Raw genomic sequence first — 18003 nt, forward strand, 5'->3', positions numbered from 1 at the left:
ATCCTTCCGATTACTTAATTATCATTCCATCACCAAAACTAAAGAATCTATATTTATTTTCTACAGCTTCGTTATACGCTTTTAATACTAATTCTCTATTCGAAAATGCACTAATTAACATTAACAATGTTGATTGAGGTAAATGGAAATTGGTAATTATTCTATCAATTACCTTAAATTTATAACCTGGATAAATAAATATATCTGTCCATCCAGATTTCTCGTAAACATTTCCTTCTTCATCACCAATTGTTTCTAGTGTTCTACAAGACGTTGTTCCAACAGCAATAATTTTACCACCATTTTTCTTTGTTTCATTTATAACTTCTGCTGTTTCCTTTGTCATTACATAATATTCTGAATGCATATGGTGTTCTTCGATATTATCTGCTTTTACCGGCCTGAAAGTTCCAAGTCCTACATGCAGTGTAACAAATGCAATCTTAACACCCTTTTCTTCGATTTTCTTTAAAAGTTCATCTGTGAAATGTAATCCTGCTGTTGGTGCAGCTGCTGAGCCTACTTCTTTCGAATATACTGTTTGATATCTTTCTTTATCTTCTAGTGTTTCAGTAATATACGGTGGTAAAGGCATTTGTCCTAATTCATCAAGTATTTCTTCAAAAATTCCTTCAAATTCAAAATTCACTATTCGACTTCCATCTTCTGAAATTTCTTCAACTGTAGCTTTTAACCTTCCGTCTCCAAAAATCACCTTAGAACCCACTTTAGCTCTTTTACCTGGTTTAACCAATGTTTCCCATCTGTTTTTATCTAATCTCTTTAACAATAAAAATTCTATTTTCGCACCTGTATTTTCTTTAGTTCCAAACAATCTTGCTGGCATAACCCTAGTATTGTTTAGTACTAAACAATCCCCAGTATCTAAATACTCTATAACATCTTTAAATATTTTATGCTCTATCATTCCACTTTTTTTATCTACTACCATCAATCTGGATTCATCCCTTTTTGCCATTGGGTGTTGTGCTATTAATTCCTCCGGTAGGTAAAAATCAAAATCTTTAACTCTCAAATGTTCCACTCCTTCTATCAGTCATCACAAAATTTACGGTTCAAATGTTCATATGCTTTTTTAGTTGCTTTTCTTCCTCTTGGCAAACGAATAATATATCCCTTTTGCATTAAGTATGGTTCATATACATCTTGAATAGTATCAAGTTCTTCTCCCACAAAATAAGCCAAAGTTTCAAGTCCAACTGGCCCACCTGAAAAACTATCAATAATAGCTTTCAATATTTTTAAATCTATTCTATCAAGCCCATCATTATCTATCTCAAGAAGGTTCAAAGCTGCATTTGCAGACACTTTATCCATGACACCATTGCATTTAATATCACAATAATCTCTAACTCTTCTAAGAATTCTATTGGCTATTCTTGGAGTTCCTCTTGATCTTCGAGCAATTTCAAAGGCTGCATCATTATCCATTTCAACATTTAATATTCTTGCTGACCTCGAAACAATTAACATAAGTTCTTCATCAGTATAGTACTCCATGGAATTCAAAACTCCAAATCTATCTCTTAAGGGTGCTGTTAATAACCCCATTCGTGTAGTAGCTCCAATCAATGTAAACTTGGGTAGGTCCAGCCTTATTGATTTTGCTGCTGCACCTTTTCCAATTATTATATCTAAAGCATAATCTTCCATAGCAGGATATAAAATTTCCTCAACATTTCTATTCAATCTATGAATTTCATCTATAAATAACACATCAAAATCATTCAAAGAAGTCAAGATAGCTGCTAAATCACCAGCTCTTTCAATAGCTGGCCCGGAAGTGATTTTTAAATTCCCTCCCATCTCATTAGCAATTATATTAGCCATAGTTGTTTTACCAAGTCCTGGTGGCCCATATAAAAGTACATGGTCTAAAGCTTCTTTTCTCTTCTTTGCAGCTTGTATGAAGATTTCTAATTTATTCTTTACTTTATTTTGACCAATATACTCTTTTAAATTCTTTGGCCTTAAGGAGTATTCAATATCATTATCTCCATTAAATAATACGGATGAAAGAATTCTTTCCTCCATTGACTCCACTCCTTACATTTGTATTAATTGTTTTAAAGCAATTTTTATAATTTCTTCTAATTGAAGATTTATATCAATCTCTTTTAGAGTTTTTTCAGCTTCCTTTTGATTAAAGCCTAAACTTATAAGAGCTTCTGTAGCTTCTAAAGATTTTACACTGTGAATTTTTCCTTGAATTCCTGCTTCACTTGGTATATCCTCATCTTCATAAGCAATATCTTCAATTTTATCTTTCATTTCAAGAATAATTCTTTGTGCAGTCTTCTTACCTATTCCTGGTGCTCTTGTTAAAGTTTTTTCATCACTTCCAATAATAGAAAGTTTTAAATTCCTAACATTGCTGATTGATAAAAGTGACAAAGCTGCCTTAGCACCTACTCCATTTATAGATAGCAATTTATTAAACATTTCTCTCTCTTCTTCTTCTAAGAATCCATATAGTCCAATAAAGTCTTCCCTAACAATTTGTTGTAAAAATAGTTTAACATCTTTATTAGCTTCTGGCAGTTGAGAAATTGTATTACCAGAAGTGAATATTTTATATCCAAACCCATTGTTTTCGACAATAATATATTCTTTATTTAAACTAATATATTTGCCAATTATATACTCGTACATCCATATTCCTCCAGATACTCTGAAATAGTCCAATATTACTTTAACATTTTAATGTGAATTTATCAAGTTATAAAAAAGATGAGCAGATATTACACTTATTTATATATTTCAAAAATAAACGAATATCTGCTTACTATTTACACTTTTATTATTAATCCTTATAAACTTTAATAATTTGACTAACTATTGCTTTTTTACTAAATTTCTGTATAACATAATTTCTCAGTGCAATAGGATTGTATTTTTTACAATCCCTATAAAGTTTTCTTAAAGCTAAAACTAATTCATCTAAGTTATTTTTATTAATTAATAACCCTACATTCTCGTTTATGATATCCTCCGGTCCTCCACATTTTGTACCAAGAACCGGCAATCCAGTAGACAAAGCCTCTATAAAAACAACCCCAAATGTTTCTACCTGGCTAGGCAAAACAAACACATCAGCATTTTCCATATATTCCTTAACTTCATTCCTCGTAAGTGACCCTAAAAATTTTACCTTATCTTGAATTTTTAATTTATTTACAAGTAATTCTAAACTTTCTTTTTCATCTCCATCTCCACCTATATATAAAAAAACTTCCTTATTGCCTTCAAATGCCTTATGAAATGCTTTTATTAATAAATCAATTGATTTCTTTTTTGATAAAAATGCAACTGTCAAAAAAACGAATTTTTTAGACTTTAATTTATCTGATTTTAATTCAAAAAATTCTGTATCTACAACATTTGGAATTACTTTGAATTTATTTTCATCACTATTATATTTCATTAATAATTCCTTAAGTGGGTTACTAACTGGTATTATACATTTAGCACTATCGAATGCTTCAATTATATATTTCGCTTGCCAATCTTTTATCAGCAACCTTGCATAAGCTGTAGAATGTTCTGTAATAACATATGGTATTTTATATCTATCAGATAAAATTTTTGCTACGTATCCCCCCCACAGTGTACAGTGAGCATGAATTATAGTTGGAGTTCCATTTTTCTTTATATAATCCTCAGCTAACCTCACAGCTTCATTAATCCAAATTTTACAACCTAATTCAAATCGTAGAGGTATTATATTCCAATTACATTTTCTGTATGTAGTAATTTGATCATTATAACTTATTTCTTTTTGAAAATGGAATTTACTTATTTTTTTTAAACTAAAATCTAAAATACTTCTAATTTCAGGATATATAACAACCACATTTATTCCATGTTCGCCTAAATACTTTGCTTGTTCTTTAAAAAAAATACCTTTTAAAGGCATGTCCTCCGATGGATATCTAGACGGTATAATCATCACTTTTTTATTTGTCATAAATTTCTGCCTTCCTATTCTTTTAAATAAGATTTTCTCTAAATTATACCATAAAAGTACTTTTAGAATAAAGTTTAAATTCTTTATCGTTTATCAATATAAATAAAATTAACGATACTATTAAACATTGAAGTTTTAAGTATCGCCATTTTTTTATCCTCAGCATTTAAATATAGTCTGCTAATCTAGAAAAAGCATCCTCAAGGCTGTTTAACTGCATCGCATCATCCCCTGCAAGAATCATCTTGATATCTCCTTCTTTGAGACTATTAATAGTAATATTAATTCCTGTATTGCCTAAATCTTCTTTATAAATGTACTCACCTTTATCGTCGTATATATTTCCATTTTTATCACTCTTACAAATCAAAATATTATTATTATCCAATAAGATCACAAATTTATTTGGTTTATATGCTTTAGATTTTCTAGTTAATTGAATTTGATTTTCAGAACAACTATTTATTTTATAACCTAATCCCTTATACTTTTCGTATAAATCTTTAACCGTATTTCCTGCTAAGTCTAAATCATCAGATGAAGATTTCCATTCTACTCTAAAATTTTCACTTTCTCCACACTTTACAGTAAAAAGTATCTCATCATTACTATCAATTACTTTGTCTAAAATTTTTTCTTTTGCCGCATTTAAACTCACATTCAAACTATCTTCGCTATTTTCTTTGATAATTTTTTCTTTTGGTCTTACATAGAAATCTGCAACAAAATACCCACCTATAAAAGCTACAACCAAAAGAATAATAGAGAAAATCACAAATTTATTTCTTCTCATATTATCACCTCTTTAGTTGTTATCTTTTCCATTTTATCTATTTTTATACAATAAAAACCCACAAACATGTGAGTTTTTATTGTATATTATATAAATTTTAACCTTACCCTTCAAATCCTTCAGGAAATTCAGCATTATGGTAGACATTTTGAACATCGTCATCATCTTCCATTTTATCTATTAAAACTTGAACCTTCTCAGCACTTTCTAAGTCTAAATCAACTGTTGTATCTGGAATCCTTGTTATTTCCGCAGATAAAAATTCAATCCCTTGTTTTTCTAATTCTTCTCTTACAAAAGAAAACTCTTGTGGATCAGTAATAACTTCAAATACATCGTCCTCAGCGTTAAAATCTTCTGCACCAGCTTCTAAAACTAACATCATTAATTCATCTTCATCAATGCTATCATTTTTTTCAATAATCATTTGGCCTTTTTTTTGGAACATATATGATACACAACCTGTTGATCCTAAATTCCCACCAAATTTATCAAAATAGTATCTTACATTTGCAGCACTTCTGTTTTTATTATCAGTTAAAACATCTACCATAACAGCAACACCACAAGGAGCGTAACCTTCATAACTAAATTCGAAGTATTCTACCCCTTCTAACTCTCCAGCACCTTTTTTTATAGCTCTTTCTATTGTATCATTAGGCATGTTGCTCGCTTTTGCCTTAGCAATTACATCTCTCAGTTTCGAATTTGTATCAGGATTAGATCCTCCTAGCTTGGCAGCTAAAATAAGCTCTCTTCCTATTTTAGTAAATATTTTCCCTCTTTTGGCATCGTTTTTTCCTTTTTTTGCTTGAATATTATGCCACTTTGAATGTCCTGACATGTTTATCCCCCTTATTCAGATAAATATTAGTAAGATAACATCTCAAAATAAAATTTAAACTGTTATCTTACTATTATTAATATTTGTTATCTAGTATAATTCGTTGATTTATCTACAAAGTTAATTCTATATAAATTTTTCAACATTTCTATATTATTATAAATACTGATTTTTATCAAGCACAGGATTTATATTCAATCATTTTGAACTTTAAATTTACTCACAATATTTATAAATTGCTAAGAAAAGCGATTTGTAATTTATTTCAGTTGTGTTTCTTCAAATAATCTATTTTCCATCTTAAAGTAATATTTATCTTCTTTCACATCAAACTTCCCTTTTCCAGAAGTTATCTGCATAATCTCTTTATTAAATTTCTCTTGCTCAGATTTTTCTAGAAATAAATTCAAACTCACAACATCAGTATAAGCTGTATTTTCAATAAACCATTTATTTTCAGAACACATATATTGGATTTTTCCCAAAAGGTCATAAGAAATTGATACTATGACCTCATTACCAAGGACTTTTTCTACTATACCAGCTGCTTCAATAGCTTTTGATGCCCCATTTGAATATGCTCTTGTTAGTCCTCCAGCTCCTAACAATATTCCTCCAAAGTATCTTGTAACAACAATAACCACATCTGTTATTCCTCTTTTCTTAATAACTTCCAAAACAGGAATTCCAGCAGTTCCTTGAGGTTCACCATCATCACTATACCTTTGTATTTCCATTTTCTTTCCTATTGTATACGCAAAAACATTATGCCTTGCATCTTTATGATTTTTCTTAATAGTATTAATATATTCTTTAGCTTCCTCTTCAGAATAAACTCTCTTAACATATCCAATGAAAATTGATTTCTTTATTTCAATTTCAACAGAAGATTCCTTGAGTATTGTAAAGTATCCCATTTACTCCTCCTTAAACCCCATAATATTCAATAATTTTTCGCCTTCTCTAAGAAGATAATCTTTTTTCCATATATTTTTTAATTTAATAACATGTTCAATGGCTTTATTGCTATGTAAATTTTGTAACCCTTTTATTGAGTATAAAACAACCTGAGGGTTTTCATCATATAATGCCCTTATTAGATGCTCTTCACACTTTGAATCATTTAATTTATTCATAGCTGAAATAGCCATTCTTCTAACATTAACTATTTTATTTACAGATGCTTTTATCAGAACCTTTAAAGAGTCTGGATCTTTTAACTCACCAAGTATCCAAACCGCTTTCTGTTTTTCATTAGGAGAAAAGTCAGCATAGTTTTCGTTTATGTATTTAATTAATTTCTTCTGAATAACAATATTTAAATTTTGAACAATAAGACTTTTTTCATCCTTACTAGCTGAATTGATTGTCCTAAAAAATTCATCTATCGAATTGTTTTTTATAAAATATCTAAATTTTATTTTTCCATTTATTATGTGTTTCTGAATTATTGACTTATCTAAATTTCTTATCCTTGAAATAGTATCAATACTTTTCCCTTCTAGAAATAAAAAATATGAGATATCTTCTTCAGAATAACTATCAATATATTTCCAATTGAATTCAATTAATCCCTTTTTCATAACTCACACCTTTCTAGAGAATGTCATTAATAATATTGATTCCTCTATCTATCTGATAAATATCTGCTTGTGAAAATCCTATTTTAAAGTATTTTAAACCATCTTCACTATTCAAATAATAAATAACACCTGGAGTTATAAGAACATTTTTTTCTTTGCAACCATTAAATAAATCTATACAGTTTATTTTATCACCTTTGATTTCAACGAAAAAATTTAATCCTCCATTTGGGTTATACAAATTCACTTTATCTTTAAGAACATTATTAAACTGATAAAGCAAAAATTCATATCTTTTTTTATATTCTTCATTTAAAAAATCAATATGTTTTTTCCAAAATCCTTTTCTAATATAAATATCTAATGCCCTTTGCATAAGTGAAGATGTAGTCCTATCGGTATTTATTTTTAATGTTTGAATTATTTCACTAAACTTCTTTGGCGGAATTATATATCCAATCCTAATTCCTGGTAGAAAAATTTTTGAAAAACTTTTAATGTAAATAACTCTATCATTTTTGTCCATACTTTTTAGAGAGTTATATTTTATCTTATCATTATAAATTATGTCTGATAAATAATCATCCTCGATAACAAAAAAGTCATAAATTTCAGCTAATTCTAAAATCCTTTTTTTCTTTTCAATACTATATGTAACCCCCGTTGGATTTTGAAAATATGGCATCATATAAAAGCATTTAACCTTATTCTTCTTTAGAATTTTTTCAAAGTTATCAATGTCTATACCATCTGTATCCATATTGATTTCAATTATATTAGCTCTTCTCCATTTAAAAACATTTATAGCTCCACTATATGAAGGTTTTTCAATAATAACATTATCATTCACATTAATTATTGCTTTTGAAATAATATCAATACCTTGTTGAGCTCCAGAAACAATTAAAATATTCTCAGGATCCACTTTATTTTCCCAAAAATAATTACTTACACTTTCCCTTAACCCTCTATATCCTAGAGCATCCTGATATATAAATGCTTCCGACCCATCTCTATCTAAAACTTCATTCAAAACATTCTTAAATGTTTGTACAGGAAAAAATTCTGAACTAAGAGTTTCTCCAGTAAAATCTATAAAATTTTTCAAATTTCCTCTAATCAACTTTTTATATGCACTTGAATATTCTTTTAAAATATTCCTTTTACCTTCTTTTCTCTTAGCATAGGTTCCACTACCCATTTTCTTTTTAGCATATCCTTCATTTTCTAATAATTCATATGCTTTCACTATTGTTACAGTATTTACCTCTAAAAATTTCGAATATTTCCTAATTGTAGGAAGTCTTTCTCCATCAGCTATGCAATTATTATTAATAAGTTTTTTAATATGTTGTGAAATCTGCTTATATTTTGGTAAATCTTCCTTAAAATTAATATAAAATTTTTTCATTGTATACTCCATTTTATAAATAATAAGTATTTTCTTCTATTAACATTTTCTCATTAATTTTAAATTCTCTCTTGGACTTCTTAATTATATCAGCTGAATATAATTTATTTAATATATGTTCAGATTTTATCTCAAAATTTCTAAAAAATTCATCTTTTTCAATCTCTTGTGCACTTAGCAATTTATCTTTAGTTGCCATAAAACTTAAAAGTATTGATGTATAGTTCTTAAGATTTTTATCTATATCATTTTCAATATAACATATCAATTCTTCTATAGATTCTTTCATTTTATCTTTACTTAATAATTTTTCAGCATAATATTTGAATTCATCATTTAGATTTATACATACCCTCATAGTATCTTTGCTAATCATATATCCTGAATAATTCACAAATAACTTAGAATATTTTTGCATGCAATTTGTACTTTCACAAAAAGCAGAGTATATACTATCATTGGAAAGATACTTTTTACATACATCTAAACTTTTTAATAGCAAGCCTAAGTATACTAAATTCCACTTTTGTCTTTCTAAATCAGGATAGTATCTACCATTATCAAATCTTTCTGTAACCTGATAGTCATTAGAAAAAACTAATTTTGATGATGATAACATTCTATGAAGAAATCCTCCCATTAAATCTTCTTCATGGAATTGCATGAATTTTTGTTTACTTATTAGCTTTATATGAATAGGAATATTTTTTTCTTCTGTATAAATATTTTCAATCTTCTTTCTATACCCTTCAATTATAACAAACAAATCAATATCAGAATCTTCCCAAAGATCTCCAGATACCATACTGCCAAAAACCATTACAGCAAGAATCTCATCATTTTTTTTCAATTTTTCAATTATTGAGTTAAACGAACTTTGATAATCAGCAATAACATTTTTCAAAATAACACCTCTAATTATTCATTCTATTTTATTATAATAAATTTAATAATTATATTACCATTAACTATTATCAACTTTATACTGGATTAATTTATTAGCTGCTTCAGCGTCCACCAAAGCTTTTATCATTGTTCCATCATTCATATACTCTTCTGATAAAACTTTGCATTTATTATGAATATATGCAACTGAAGCACCTTTGTCATAAGGAATTAAATATTCTTCTTCCTTTACTTTCCAAGGCAATAATTTTGTAGCTTCTTCCATTAATTCCTCTAGATTTATATCTTCTAAAGCACTAATTTTCATACAAGGATATTGGAATTCATCAATATTAATTTGTAGTAATTCCATCTCCTGGACTTTATCGACCTTATTGAACGCTAATAACATAGGCTTATCAAAAGATTCTAATTCCTTTAATACTTGCCATACTGCATTAATTTCTTCCAACATGGTGTCAGATGATGAATCAATAACATGTATAAGGATATCTGAATTAATTACTTCTTCTAAAGTTGATTTAAAAGCTTCAACCAAATCATGAGGTAATTTTTTAACAAATCCTACAGTATCAGTTAATGTAGCAACTCTATTGTCTGGTAAAAGAATTGCCCTAGTCGTAACATCTAAGGTAGCAAACAACATATCCGCTTCAAAAACCTTTTCTTTATTAGCAGAATTTACTGATGAATACTTTGAACATAATTTATTTCTCAAAGTAGATTTTCCTGCATTAGTATAACCTACAAGAGAAATTTTAGGAATATTATCCTTTGTTCTTTTCCCCCGTTGAACTTCTCTTACTTTTTTTACCTTTTTAAGTTCTTTAAGTAGATCATCAATTCTATTCCTTATATGTCTTTTATCAGTTTCAAGTTTTTTTTCACCTGGTCCTCTAGTTCCAATACCCCCTCCAGTTCTTGAAAGTACCGTACCAAGACCTGATAATCTAGGAAGCCTATATTTCAATTGTGCAAGCTCAATCTGAATCTTTGCTTCTTTGCTTTTAGCTCTCTTTGCAAAGATTTCTAATATTAATGTTGTTCTATCAATTACTTTTGATCCAGTAAAGTCTTCGAGATTTCTTATTTGAGACGCTGACAATTCATCATCGAAAATAATCACATCTGCTTTTTCTGCCTGCCTTAACATTGCTAATTCAGCGACCTTTCCTTTTCCAATATATAATGCTGAATCAATTTTATCTCTTTTTTGTAATATTCGACACACTGTATTTATATTACAAGCAGATGATAGTTCTTCTAGTTCTTGCAAACTCTCTTCTGATTCAATTCCAACTAGTATAGCCCTTTCAATATCTTCTTCAATAACTTCATGACTTTTCATAAATTTTTCAATCTCATCAATTTTTTCTGATAAATTTAAACTCAGAGCTTTTTCTATACTCATTGGGGCTAATTCTTCAGTTATTAAAAGATTATCTTTAAATCCACAAAATCCAATACTTAATCCATTGATAGTACCTTCATCTACCCCAACAGCTACTATAGCATCTAATTTTAATTGAAGTAATGCTGATAAATCGATTGCAGACAACATTGGATTACCATTTGGATGTGTATGGATAACCCTAACACCAGATAATTTTTTATCCTTCAAATCAATTAACGGTAATTCCACTGAAGCACTATCACCTATTGAAACATTTATTACTTTACCCTTTCTATTAATAGCAACACTAATTTCCTTTTTTATTTCAAAAGAAATTTCAGCTATAATTTCAATCATTTCATAATTTGCTATAGACTCTTTATCAACCTTTAATTCATATATTTTATCTAATCTATTTAATACAGAATTCTTTATTCCTATAATATTTCCATCAACCATTTTTCCACCTCTTACTTTAAACATTTTCATTAAATTTAAGATAGTTGCAATACTACTTTTCCCTTGACAACTTTCATTTTATTCTATACTATTATAGCATTATTGTAAATATTTTTGACTTGGAGGATTATATATGGATAACAAAAAGATAAATGTTCTTATCAACGAAGAAGAAATTGCTCTTCGCATAAAAGAATTAGGTGCAGAAATTTCAAATGATTATAAAGGCAAAAAAGTTTATATACTCTCCCTACTTAGAGGTAGTTTTATTTATACTGCAGATTTAGTAAGAAATTTAGACTTGCCTACTAAAATCGGTTTTATGACTACATCTAGCTATGGTGCAAACGAAGAATCTTCCGGTGAAGTAAAAGTTGTATCTGATATTCCTGATAATCTTGAGGGATGGGATGTATTGATTGTTGATGATATAATAGATACTGGCTATACTATGAAATTTGTAATAGATCATGTAAAAAAATTAGGTGCTAATGATGTAAAAACTTGTTTGTTCCTAGATAAGCCTTCAAGAAGAAAAGTTGATTTAGTTCCAGATTATCGTTGTTTTGAAATAGAAGACGTTTTTGTTGTTGGTTATGGGTTAAATTATGGAGACTTTTATAGAAATGTTCCTTATGTTTTTAATTGGGAGAGCGAATAAACAAATTGCACAATTGCAATTTGTTTTTCTTTATTTCTTTAGTCAAAAATTTTAACAATATGTATATATTTTATCCACCTATTATCAAATCAAGAGAAATGGTGTATAATTTTAACTGAGCAATAGAACCACAAAAGTTATATAAATGTGAATGTTTTTGTGGAAAATCTTTATATACAAAATATACGAATAATTCATTAAGGAGGATTACATATGTCTCAAAATAAAAAGAGCCAAAAAAAAGAAAAAAAACCTAAAAAGAAGCGTTTTATGGCTCTTAAACTAATATTACTGTCCATACTTATCGCATTCTTATTTGGATGTACAGTATTTGCTGGAATTGGGTTAGCTATGATTCGTTCAGCTCCGGACCTTGATATGAGTGAAATAATTACCTACGATGAACCATCTAAGATTTACGATGATCAAGGGCAATTTATGGATGAAGTAAACACGGAAAAGAAAAGAACTGTTATAGATATTAATGATATGTCAGATTATGTAAAAAAAGCAGTTGTCAGTGTTGAGGATGAAAGATTTTACACACATCAAGGAATAGATCTTAGAAGAATATTTGGAGTAATATACTACGATATTAGGGACTATCTTTCTGGAAGTAATTCTAATCCTGCAGGTGGTTCAACTCTTACTCAACAATTACTTGTAAACACAATTTTTGAACGCGGAACTACCCTTACTGAGAAAATTCAAAGAAAATTTCAAGAGATTTACTTAGCTTTACAATTGGAAAATGAAATAAGTAAAGACGACATTTTAGAAGCTTATATGAATACATTTTATTTAGGAGGCAAAGCTATCGGTGTTGAGGCCGCAGCTAATCAATATTTTGATAAGTCTGCAAAAGAACTAGATATGCTTGAAAGCGCCTTTATAGCAGGTCTTACACAAAGTCCTTCAAGATATTATCCATATTCTATAACATCAAGATTTGGAGTATATCCAATTGATACTGATACAGAAGAAGTTCCAAAATATATTAAAAGAACTCGAACTGTATTATACACAATGAAAAAAAATCAAGTTATATCTGAAGAAGAATATGATAAAGCTATTGAAGAAGTAAATAGCTCGCCAATTACTGCCAACCTTTACAAAATGTATTTAGACGGTATAATTTCAAAAGATTTCTATGGCGCAGGCTTAAAAGAAAATAACATTGAATCTGAAAATGTAGCTTCAAATTTGCTGTTACTTTATAACAAAGGCTACATAACAAAAGATTTTTATGACGCAAATGTAAAAAAATTATATAAAACTGAAGCAATAGAGTATTTAAATACCCGACTACAAGTAGCAACAGAGGCAAAAGATGAAGCTGCTATAGCTCGTATTACAAACTCTATAGGAAAATTAAAAGAAGAGTCTTCTTATTTAGCTGAAATTAATTCAGATATTAATGGTGGCGATTTCTTAACTAACGAAAGTCCAAATTATGAATATAGCTCCCTTGTATCCAGTTTAGATTTCCAAGCTGCCCTTGGAAGCAAATTAATATTAAGCCCTACTGGTACATCTGAAAAATACAATTTTGAATGGTTCTCAAGACCTGTTGTTAATAGTGTCAAATCAGATTTAAAAGAAAAATATAATTTGAGCGATGATGAAGTTGATAATATGATTATCAATGGTAATTTAAAAATTTATAGCACTATGGATAGAAATCTGCAAAATGAAACACAAAAAATATTAGATGCTGATGATTATTATAGATACCTTAATGTTTCACCAAAACCAGGTCCTGATGGAACATTACAACCTCAAGCTTCTGCTGTTGTTGTTGACTACCATTTAGGTGAAGTTAAAACAATTATTGGAGCAAAATATGATCAGCCTGCTAATTCTTTAAACAGAGCAACTGATGCATATGTACCTTCAGGTTCTAGTATTAAGCCTCTATCTGTATATGCACCTGCAATCGATACTAAAGTTTTAACTTCCGGTTCAGTAATAGAAGATTCCCCATTAGAACCAGCTTTGAGCAAAAAATATAAAGGTTGGAATCCTAAAAATAGTCCAAATAAATATTACGGATATGTGACTATGAAAGAAGCATTAAAAAAATCCATAAATGTTGTAGCTGTTAAAATACTTGATAAAGTTGGAGTTTCAAAAGGTGCAGAATATGCTGAAAAATTCGGATTGACTTTTAAAAATCCTAATGAAAAAGCTTTTTCTTCTTCTGTTGCATTAGGACAATTCACTGGAACAAATACATTTACTATGGCAAATGCATACGGAGTTTTTGGTAATGAAGGTATGTACACAGAGCCAAGACTTTATACAAAAGTAGTCAATAGACAAGGTAAGGTCATTCTTGAAACAAAAGTAGAAACTCGAGAAGTTATTACTCCTCAAACTGCATTTATTATGCATGATATGCTGTATGGTCCAACTCATGGAGGTACTGGTAACAGAATAAACCTTACGTATAAATCAACTTTACCAACTATAGTGGGTAAAACAGGTTCAGCTACTGACTTTAAAAATTTATGGTTTTGCGGACTTACACCTTATTATTCTGGTGCAGTATGGTTAGATAACCCTTTTAAATGGAAAATTTATAGTTCTGATGCTGCATATGTCTTCGGTAAAATTATGGCTGTTGCGAATAATGGCAAAGAGCCAAAAAAAATACCTAGACCAGATGGTGTTGTTTATGCAAAAGTTGATATCGATTCAGGTCTTTTACCAACTGAACTTTCTTATATAGACCCAAGAGGGAATAGAGTTAAAGGATTTTATTATATTTCAGGTACTGTACCAAATGAAAAAGATAATGTTCATGTAGAAGCTGAAGTAAATTCACAAAACGGATTACTTGCTACTGAAAATACTCCTGATGAATTCAGAGAAAAAAGAGTATTCATTACAAGAGATTATGATCCAACTGTAAATTTGATTGATCAGCAATATGTACTGCCAACAGAAATAGATGATACTTTACCACCTGCACCTGAAGTACCTGAGGAGCCAGGTGATGATACAGATACCCCTGAAAATCCAGGCGACTCAAATAACACTGACGGTACAGATACACCAACTGATTTGCCATCTGACAATACTGATCCTAATGATTAGAATACAGATAATGTTAATGAGTCTGAAAATAATAATTAGATAGAAAAAAATCAGTCTCAAACTAGAAACTTTCTAGCTTTGAGACTGATTTTTGTTTAAATAAAAATCCCGAAATTTCATTCCATCAAAACTGTAGCTTCTTTAAATCATTTATCTCTCCAGATTTTTGAGGATCTATTTTATGAGTGGATCCTACTAATCCAATAATAGAATAATTTTTTGATATAGGATCGTATTTATATTCTTTAATTATTTGAAAGTTTTTTATTTCTTCGGTATTTCTAACATGTATTCTAGGTCCTGTACAATGGTACTTTATTTCATTTCCTATAGCTATATGTTTATCATCAACATAACAGACGTCAAGTCTTTTATCAATATATTCTTTAACTTTTTCTTCTAATTGTTCAAGATTTATTTTAGGTTTTTTATTGAACTCAAGAACAAATCCGTGTTGTACATCATTATGATCTTCACATCTTGGAATCCCAAATTCCTGATCAAGTACCATAGAAGTAATATCTTCTGCAGTATGAGCCATTTTTCTGTATTTTAAGGATTTAACAACAATATGCGCAATATCATTTGGTTGAGGTCCAAAAATACTTGGCCTAGTAACTATTACTTCTTCTCCAATCCCTATCAAAATTTCAGCATTCATATTTAAGAAAGGATATATAAGTTCAAAATGTTCAATTATAACTCGTTTATCATCTCTTATTGCTTGCTTTACTGCATCTGCAAGAACATGCATTTGTGTAAAAGCAGATTCAAATCTAACATCCAAATGATAAGTATGAGCACTGAAAAATTTATTATCGTTATCTAAATCTAGTAAAGGTAATGGTCGTACATTAACACCTTCATCGTCACTTGTAAGTTCTAATCCTGGAAACATTCCTTTAATTAACAGTGATTTTCCAGCACCTGCATCGCCTATAAAACCTATAAGTTTATCCATTGGACTTAGATATCTTTGTGCTATTTGGTGACCTAAAAGTAAAAGTCTTTTTTTCCCTCTTGGTGCAAAATACATAGAATACATCAATGCTTCATGTAATAGGGATAATGCCATAAAATCGCTCCTTTTGTTATACTTAAAACTGTATTCTTATGTTCTATAGTTCAAATTCTAAGTCTAGTAATGGTGCGTGTTGTTGAGCTCCATATACATCTGTTTCCCCAAGCTGTCCAGATGAAATAGGCCTTTTTATAGTTGCTTTTATTGCTTTAGCAGGTTCAAATTCTATTACATTAATTACATCATGAATTGAGACATTATACAAAGAAGAAATTAATTTACTATTAATAACTTTTGCATCGCAAATTTTATAAAACATTTCCCAATCTTTAAATATTATATCTAAAGTTAGTTCGTAAGGACCTGCATTTTTACTTCTTATAACTTCTGCAATATCAATTAGTTTTACTTTCATTATATACCTCCTTCATATTTCAGTTGATACATAGATAAACTAATGTAGTAGTTTATCTATGCGTGATTTATCATTAAACATTCACTATTTCCATAGGGAAAAGTTCACATGGATCTTCTACTTCAACTACATGATATAGACTAAATTCATATACTTCCCCTGCCTGGAAATCTGAAGGAGAGTACGGAAATGCAAGGTTACCTGCTGTAGAAATTCTACCATCATATCCATAATGAAGCATAGTTGATCGTGCAAAACTACATATTGTATTAGCTGTATCTTGATTGTCTGCTACTGCTTCAATAACTATTCCTATCTCATGACTTCTTATCTCTTTTACAGGTTCTAAGTCTCTCATAACAGCATTTTTACCATAGATTTTAAAGTCTAAATAGTACTTAAAACCTACCTCTTTAAAATTATCAGCAACTCTAGCTTTTACTTCTTTAATAATATTATCTATTTGTGAGATCATTATATTATCCCTAGTTCCTGCAATAGAAACAGTTCTATACCCTATTTTTTTTGCTCCTTCTAATTTTATAGTATATTTTTTCGATGGTATAAATTTTGATCCAGTCACCTTAACAATATTTTCAGTTATCTGCTCAAATTTAGTTTTTGTTAAATTTATAACCCCACCTGGTCCTGGAAGAATATACGGATTAGTCTTTTCATATAGCGTATGAGCTGCTACAGACATTGTTGTACATTTTCTAATACTACTTAAAGGTTCCAGTTTGAAGTAATCTTCTCCCAAATATCCAAACATGCAATCACTTCCACTTCCTGGTGACGCTGCAATACTTGCACATTCTAGAATTTTACCCATATGAAGAGCAAGCCCTTTATCATAACCCTCTTTAATTGCTGATGCTGCAAATACTGTTGGGTCATATGCTCTTCCTGCTAAAATCACTTGAGCACCCTTCTCTAGTGCATCTATTAAAGGCTCAATTCCCATTTGCCCTACTATTCTTCCTGTATTTTGTAGTTCTTCTAAAGTCAATTCTGGAGCTGGCTCTAAAGGAGAAATTTTTCCTTTTTTAAACTTTTGATCTACTCTATTCTTATCAATCTCAGCATGTATTACTGCCATTTTAAACTTAAGTTCTTTTTCCGATGCCAATTCTTTAACAATATCTACTGTCCATTGTAAATGCGGTTCTCCACCACTTCCTCCTGATGTTCCTACCACTACAGGAATATTTCCCTTCAAAGCTGCTTCAATCATTATAGTCAAATCTCTTTTCACAGCACTCCTATCAGTAAAGGACTTTCCAGATCCTAAATAATAAGGTCCTGGATCAGTTGACCCTGCGTCAACAGCGATTAAATGAGGTTTTCTTTTCATCCCTTCTTTAAAAGACTCTATTGGAAATCCATATCCTAAAATTGCAGTTGGAGACAATACTCTAAATTCACCCATT

Annotated in this window: 16 protein-coding genes; 2 read left to right on the plus strand and 14 right to left on the minus strand. The window is 29.5% G+C overall.

Annotation, left to right across the window (positions count from 1 at the left end):
* Nucleotides 1-10: 10 nt before the first annotated feature.
* The 11 genes from queA to hflX form a co-directional block, all read right to left on the minus strand.
* Complete coding sequence (queA, locus tag ACQ3F0_RS02770) at nt 11-1036, minus strand: tRNA preQ1(34) S-adenosylmethionine ribosyltransferase-isomerase QueA (protein WP_428863500.1); 1026 nt, start codon at nt 1034-1036, stop codon at nt 11-13.
* A gap of 17 nt (nt 1037-1053) precedes the next feature.
* The gene (gene ruvB, locus ACQ3F0_RS02775) at nt 1054-2055 is read right to left on the minus strand and encodes a Holliday junction branch migration DNA helicase RuvB (protein WP_428863501.1); all 1002 of its coding nucleotides are present in this window, start codon (nt 2053-2055) and stop codon (nt 1054-1056) included.
* A gap of 12 nt (nt 2056-2067) precedes the next feature.
* Nucleotides 2068-2673, minus strand: a complete 606-nt coding sequence (gene ruvA / locus ACQ3F0_RS02780; protein WP_428863502.1) for a Holliday junction branch migration protein RuvA — start codon at nt 2671-2673, stop codon at nt 2068-2070.
* Nucleotides 2674-2824: 151 nt separating this feature from the next.
* Nucleotides 2825-3988 (minus strand): glycosyltransferase, encoded by a 1164-nt coding sequence (locus ACQ3F0_RS02785; RefSeq protein WP_428863503.1) that lies wholly within the window; start codon nt 3986-3988, stop codon nt 2825-2827.
* A 166-nt stretch (nt 3989-4154) separates the two neighbouring features.
* Nucleotides 4155-4781: a hypothetical protein gene (locus ACQ3F0_RS02790; protein WP_428863504.1), complete on the minus strand. Its 627-nt coding sequence runs from the start codon at nt 4779-4781 to the stop codon at nt 4155-4157.
* 103 nt (nt 4782-4884) lie between these two features.
* Complete coding sequence (locus tag ACQ3F0_RS02795) at nt 4885-5625, minus strand: YebC/PmpR family DNA-binding transcriptional regulator (RefSeq protein ID WP_428863505.1); 741 nt, start codon at nt 5623-5625, stop codon at nt 4885-4887.
* Nucleotides 5626-5885: 260 nt separating this feature from the next.
* Complete coding sequence (locus ACQ3F0_RS02800; protein ID WP_428863506.1) at nt 5886-6542, minus strand: YigZ family protein; 657 nt, start codon at nt 6540-6542, stop codon at nt 5886-5888.
* On the minus strand, nt 6543-7208 hold the full coding sequence (locus ACQ3F0_RS02805) for a HEAT repeat domain-containing protein (protein ID WP_428863507.1): 666 nt from the start codon (nt 7206-7208) through the stop codon (nt 6543-6545).
* Nucleotides 7209-7221: 13 nt separating this feature from the next.
* Nucleotides 7222-8619 carry a MocR-like pyridoxine biosynthesis transcription factor PdxR gene (pdxR, locus tag ACQ3F0_RS02810; protein ID WP_428863508.1) on the minus strand — a complete coding sequence of 466 codons (1398 nt, stop codon included), beginning with the start codon at nt 8617-8619 and terminating at the stop codon, nt 7222-7224.
* Between the two features lie 13 nt (nt 8620-8632).
* Nucleotides 8633-9523, minus strand: a complete 891-nt coding sequence (locus tag ACQ3F0_RS02815) for a nucleotidyltransferase domain-containing protein (protein ID WP_428863509.1) — start codon at nt 9521-9523, stop codon at nt 8633-8635.
* Nucleotides 9524-9583: 60 nt separating this feature from the next.
* Complete coding sequence (gene hflX, locus ACQ3F0_RS02820) at nt 9584-11377, minus strand: GTPase HflX (RefSeq protein ID WP_428863510.1); 1794 nt, start codon at nt 11375-11377, stop codon at nt 9584-9586.
* Between the two features lie 133 nt (nt 11378-11510).
* Between hflX and hpt the strand changes: the two genes are divergently transcribed.
* Together hpt and ACQ3F0_RS02830 are read left to right on the plus strand one after the other, a co-directional pair.
* The gene (gene hpt, locus ACQ3F0_RS02825) at nt 11511-12038 is read left to right on the plus strand and encodes a hypoxanthine phosphoribosyltransferase (RefSeq protein WP_428863511.1); all 528 of its coding nucleotides are present in this window, start codon (nt 11511-11513) and stop codon (nt 12036-12038) included.
* A 213-nt stretch (nt 12039-12251) separates the two neighbouring features.
* Nucleotides 12252-15137 carry a transglycosylase domain-containing protein gene (locus ACQ3F0_RS02830; protein WP_428863512.1) on the plus strand — a complete coding sequence of 962 codons (2886 nt, stop codon included), beginning with the start codon at nt 12252-12254 and terminating at the stop codon, nt 15135-15137.
* Between the two features lie 124 nt (nt 15138-15261).
* Here ACQ3F0_RS02830 and ACQ3F0_RS02835 read toward each other — a convergent pair whose 3' ends face one another.
* From ACQ3F0_RS02835 to ACQ3F0_RS02845, 3 genes are all read right to left on the minus strand, one after another.
* Nucleotides 15262-16212, minus strand: coding sequence for an alanine-tRNA synthetase second additional domain-containing protein (locus ACQ3F0_RS02835; protein ID WP_428863513.1), 951 nt, complete (start codon nt 16210-16212; stop codon nt 15262-15264).
* A 43-nt stretch (nt 16213-16255) separates the two neighbouring features.
* Nucleotides 16256-16573: a DUF4387 domain-containing protein gene (locus ACQ3F0_RS02840; protein ID WP_428863514.1), complete on the minus strand. Its 318-nt coding sequence runs from the start codon at nt 16571-16573 to the stop codon at nt 16256-16258.
* A 73-nt stretch (nt 16574-16646) separates the two neighbouring features.
* Complete coding sequence (locus ACQ3F0_RS02845; RefSeq protein ID WP_428863515.1) at nt 16647-18002, minus strand: acyclic terpene utilization AtuA family protein; 1356 nt, start codon at nt 18000-18002, stop codon at nt 16647-16649.
* Nucleotide 18003 lies beyond the last annotated feature (1 nt).

The organism is Clostridium sediminicola (assembly GCF_050402865.1).
GTDB classification, from domain to species: domain Bacteria; phylum Bacillota; class Clostridia; order Clostridiales; family Clostridiaceae; genus Clostridium_AF; species Clostridium_AF sediminicola.

What these genes read in the sequence shown, in the direction of transcription:
- ruvB (WP_428863501.1), bottom strand. Translation starts at nt 2,055, where the DNA reads ATGGAGGAAAGAATTCTTTCATCCGTATTATTTAATGGAGATAATGAT.
- ruvA (WP_428863502.1), bottom strand. Translation starts at nt 2,673, where the DNA reads ATGTACGAGTATATAATTGGCAAATATATTAGTTTAAATAAAGAATAT.
- ACQ3F0_RS02785 (WP_428863503.1), bottom strand. Translation starts at nt 3,988, where the DNA reads ATGACAAATAAAAAAGTGATGATTATACCGTCTAGATATCCATCGGAG.
- ACQ3F0_RS02790 (WP_428863504.1), bottom strand. Translation starts at nt 4,781, where the DNA reads ATGAGAAGAAATAAATTTGTGATTTTCTCTATTATTCTTTTGGTTGTA.
- ACQ3F0_RS02795 (WP_428863505.1), bottom strand. Translation starts at nt 5,625, where the DNA reads ATGTCAGGACATTCAAAGTGGCATAATATTCAAGCAAAAAAAGGAAAA.
- ACQ3F0_RS02800 (WP_428863506.1), bottom strand. Translation starts at nt 6,542, where the DNA reads ATGGGATACTTTACAATACTCAAGGAATCTTCTGTTGAAATTGAAATA.
- ACQ3F0_RS02805 (WP_428863507.1), bottom strand. Translation starts at nt 7,208, where the DNA reads ATGAAAAAGGGATTAATTGAATTCAATTGGAAATATATTGATAGTTAT.
- pdxR (WP_428863508.1), bottom strand. Translation starts at nt 8,619, where the DNA reads ATGAAAAAATTTTATATTAATTTTAAGGAAGATTTACCAAAATATAAG.
- hflX (WP_428863510.1), bottom strand. Translation starts at nt 11,377, where the DNA reads ATGGTTGATGGAAATATTATAGGAATAAAGAATTCTGTATTAAATAGA.
- hpt (WP_428863511.1), top strand. Translation starts at nt 11,511, where the DNA reads ATGGATAACAAAAAGATAAATGTTCTTATCAACGAAGAAGAAATTGCT.
- ACQ3F0_RS02830 (WP_428863512.1), top strand. Translation starts at nt 12,252, where the DNA reads ATGTCTCAAAATAAAAAGAGCCAAAAAAAAGAAAAAAAACCTAAAAAG.
- ACQ3F0_RS02835 (WP_428863513.1), bottom strand. Translation starts at nt 16,212, where the DNA reads ATGGCATTATCCCTATTACATGAAGCATTGATGTATTCTATGTATTTT.
- ACQ3F0_RS02840 (WP_428863514.1), bottom strand. Translation starts at nt 16,573, where the DNA reads ATGAAAGTAAAACTAATTGATATTGCAGAAGTTATAAGAAGTAAAAAT.
- ACQ3F0_RS02845 (WP_428863515.1), bottom strand. Translation starts at nt 18,002, where the DNA reads ATGGGTGAATTTAGAGTATTGTCTCCAACTGCAATTTTAGGATATGGA.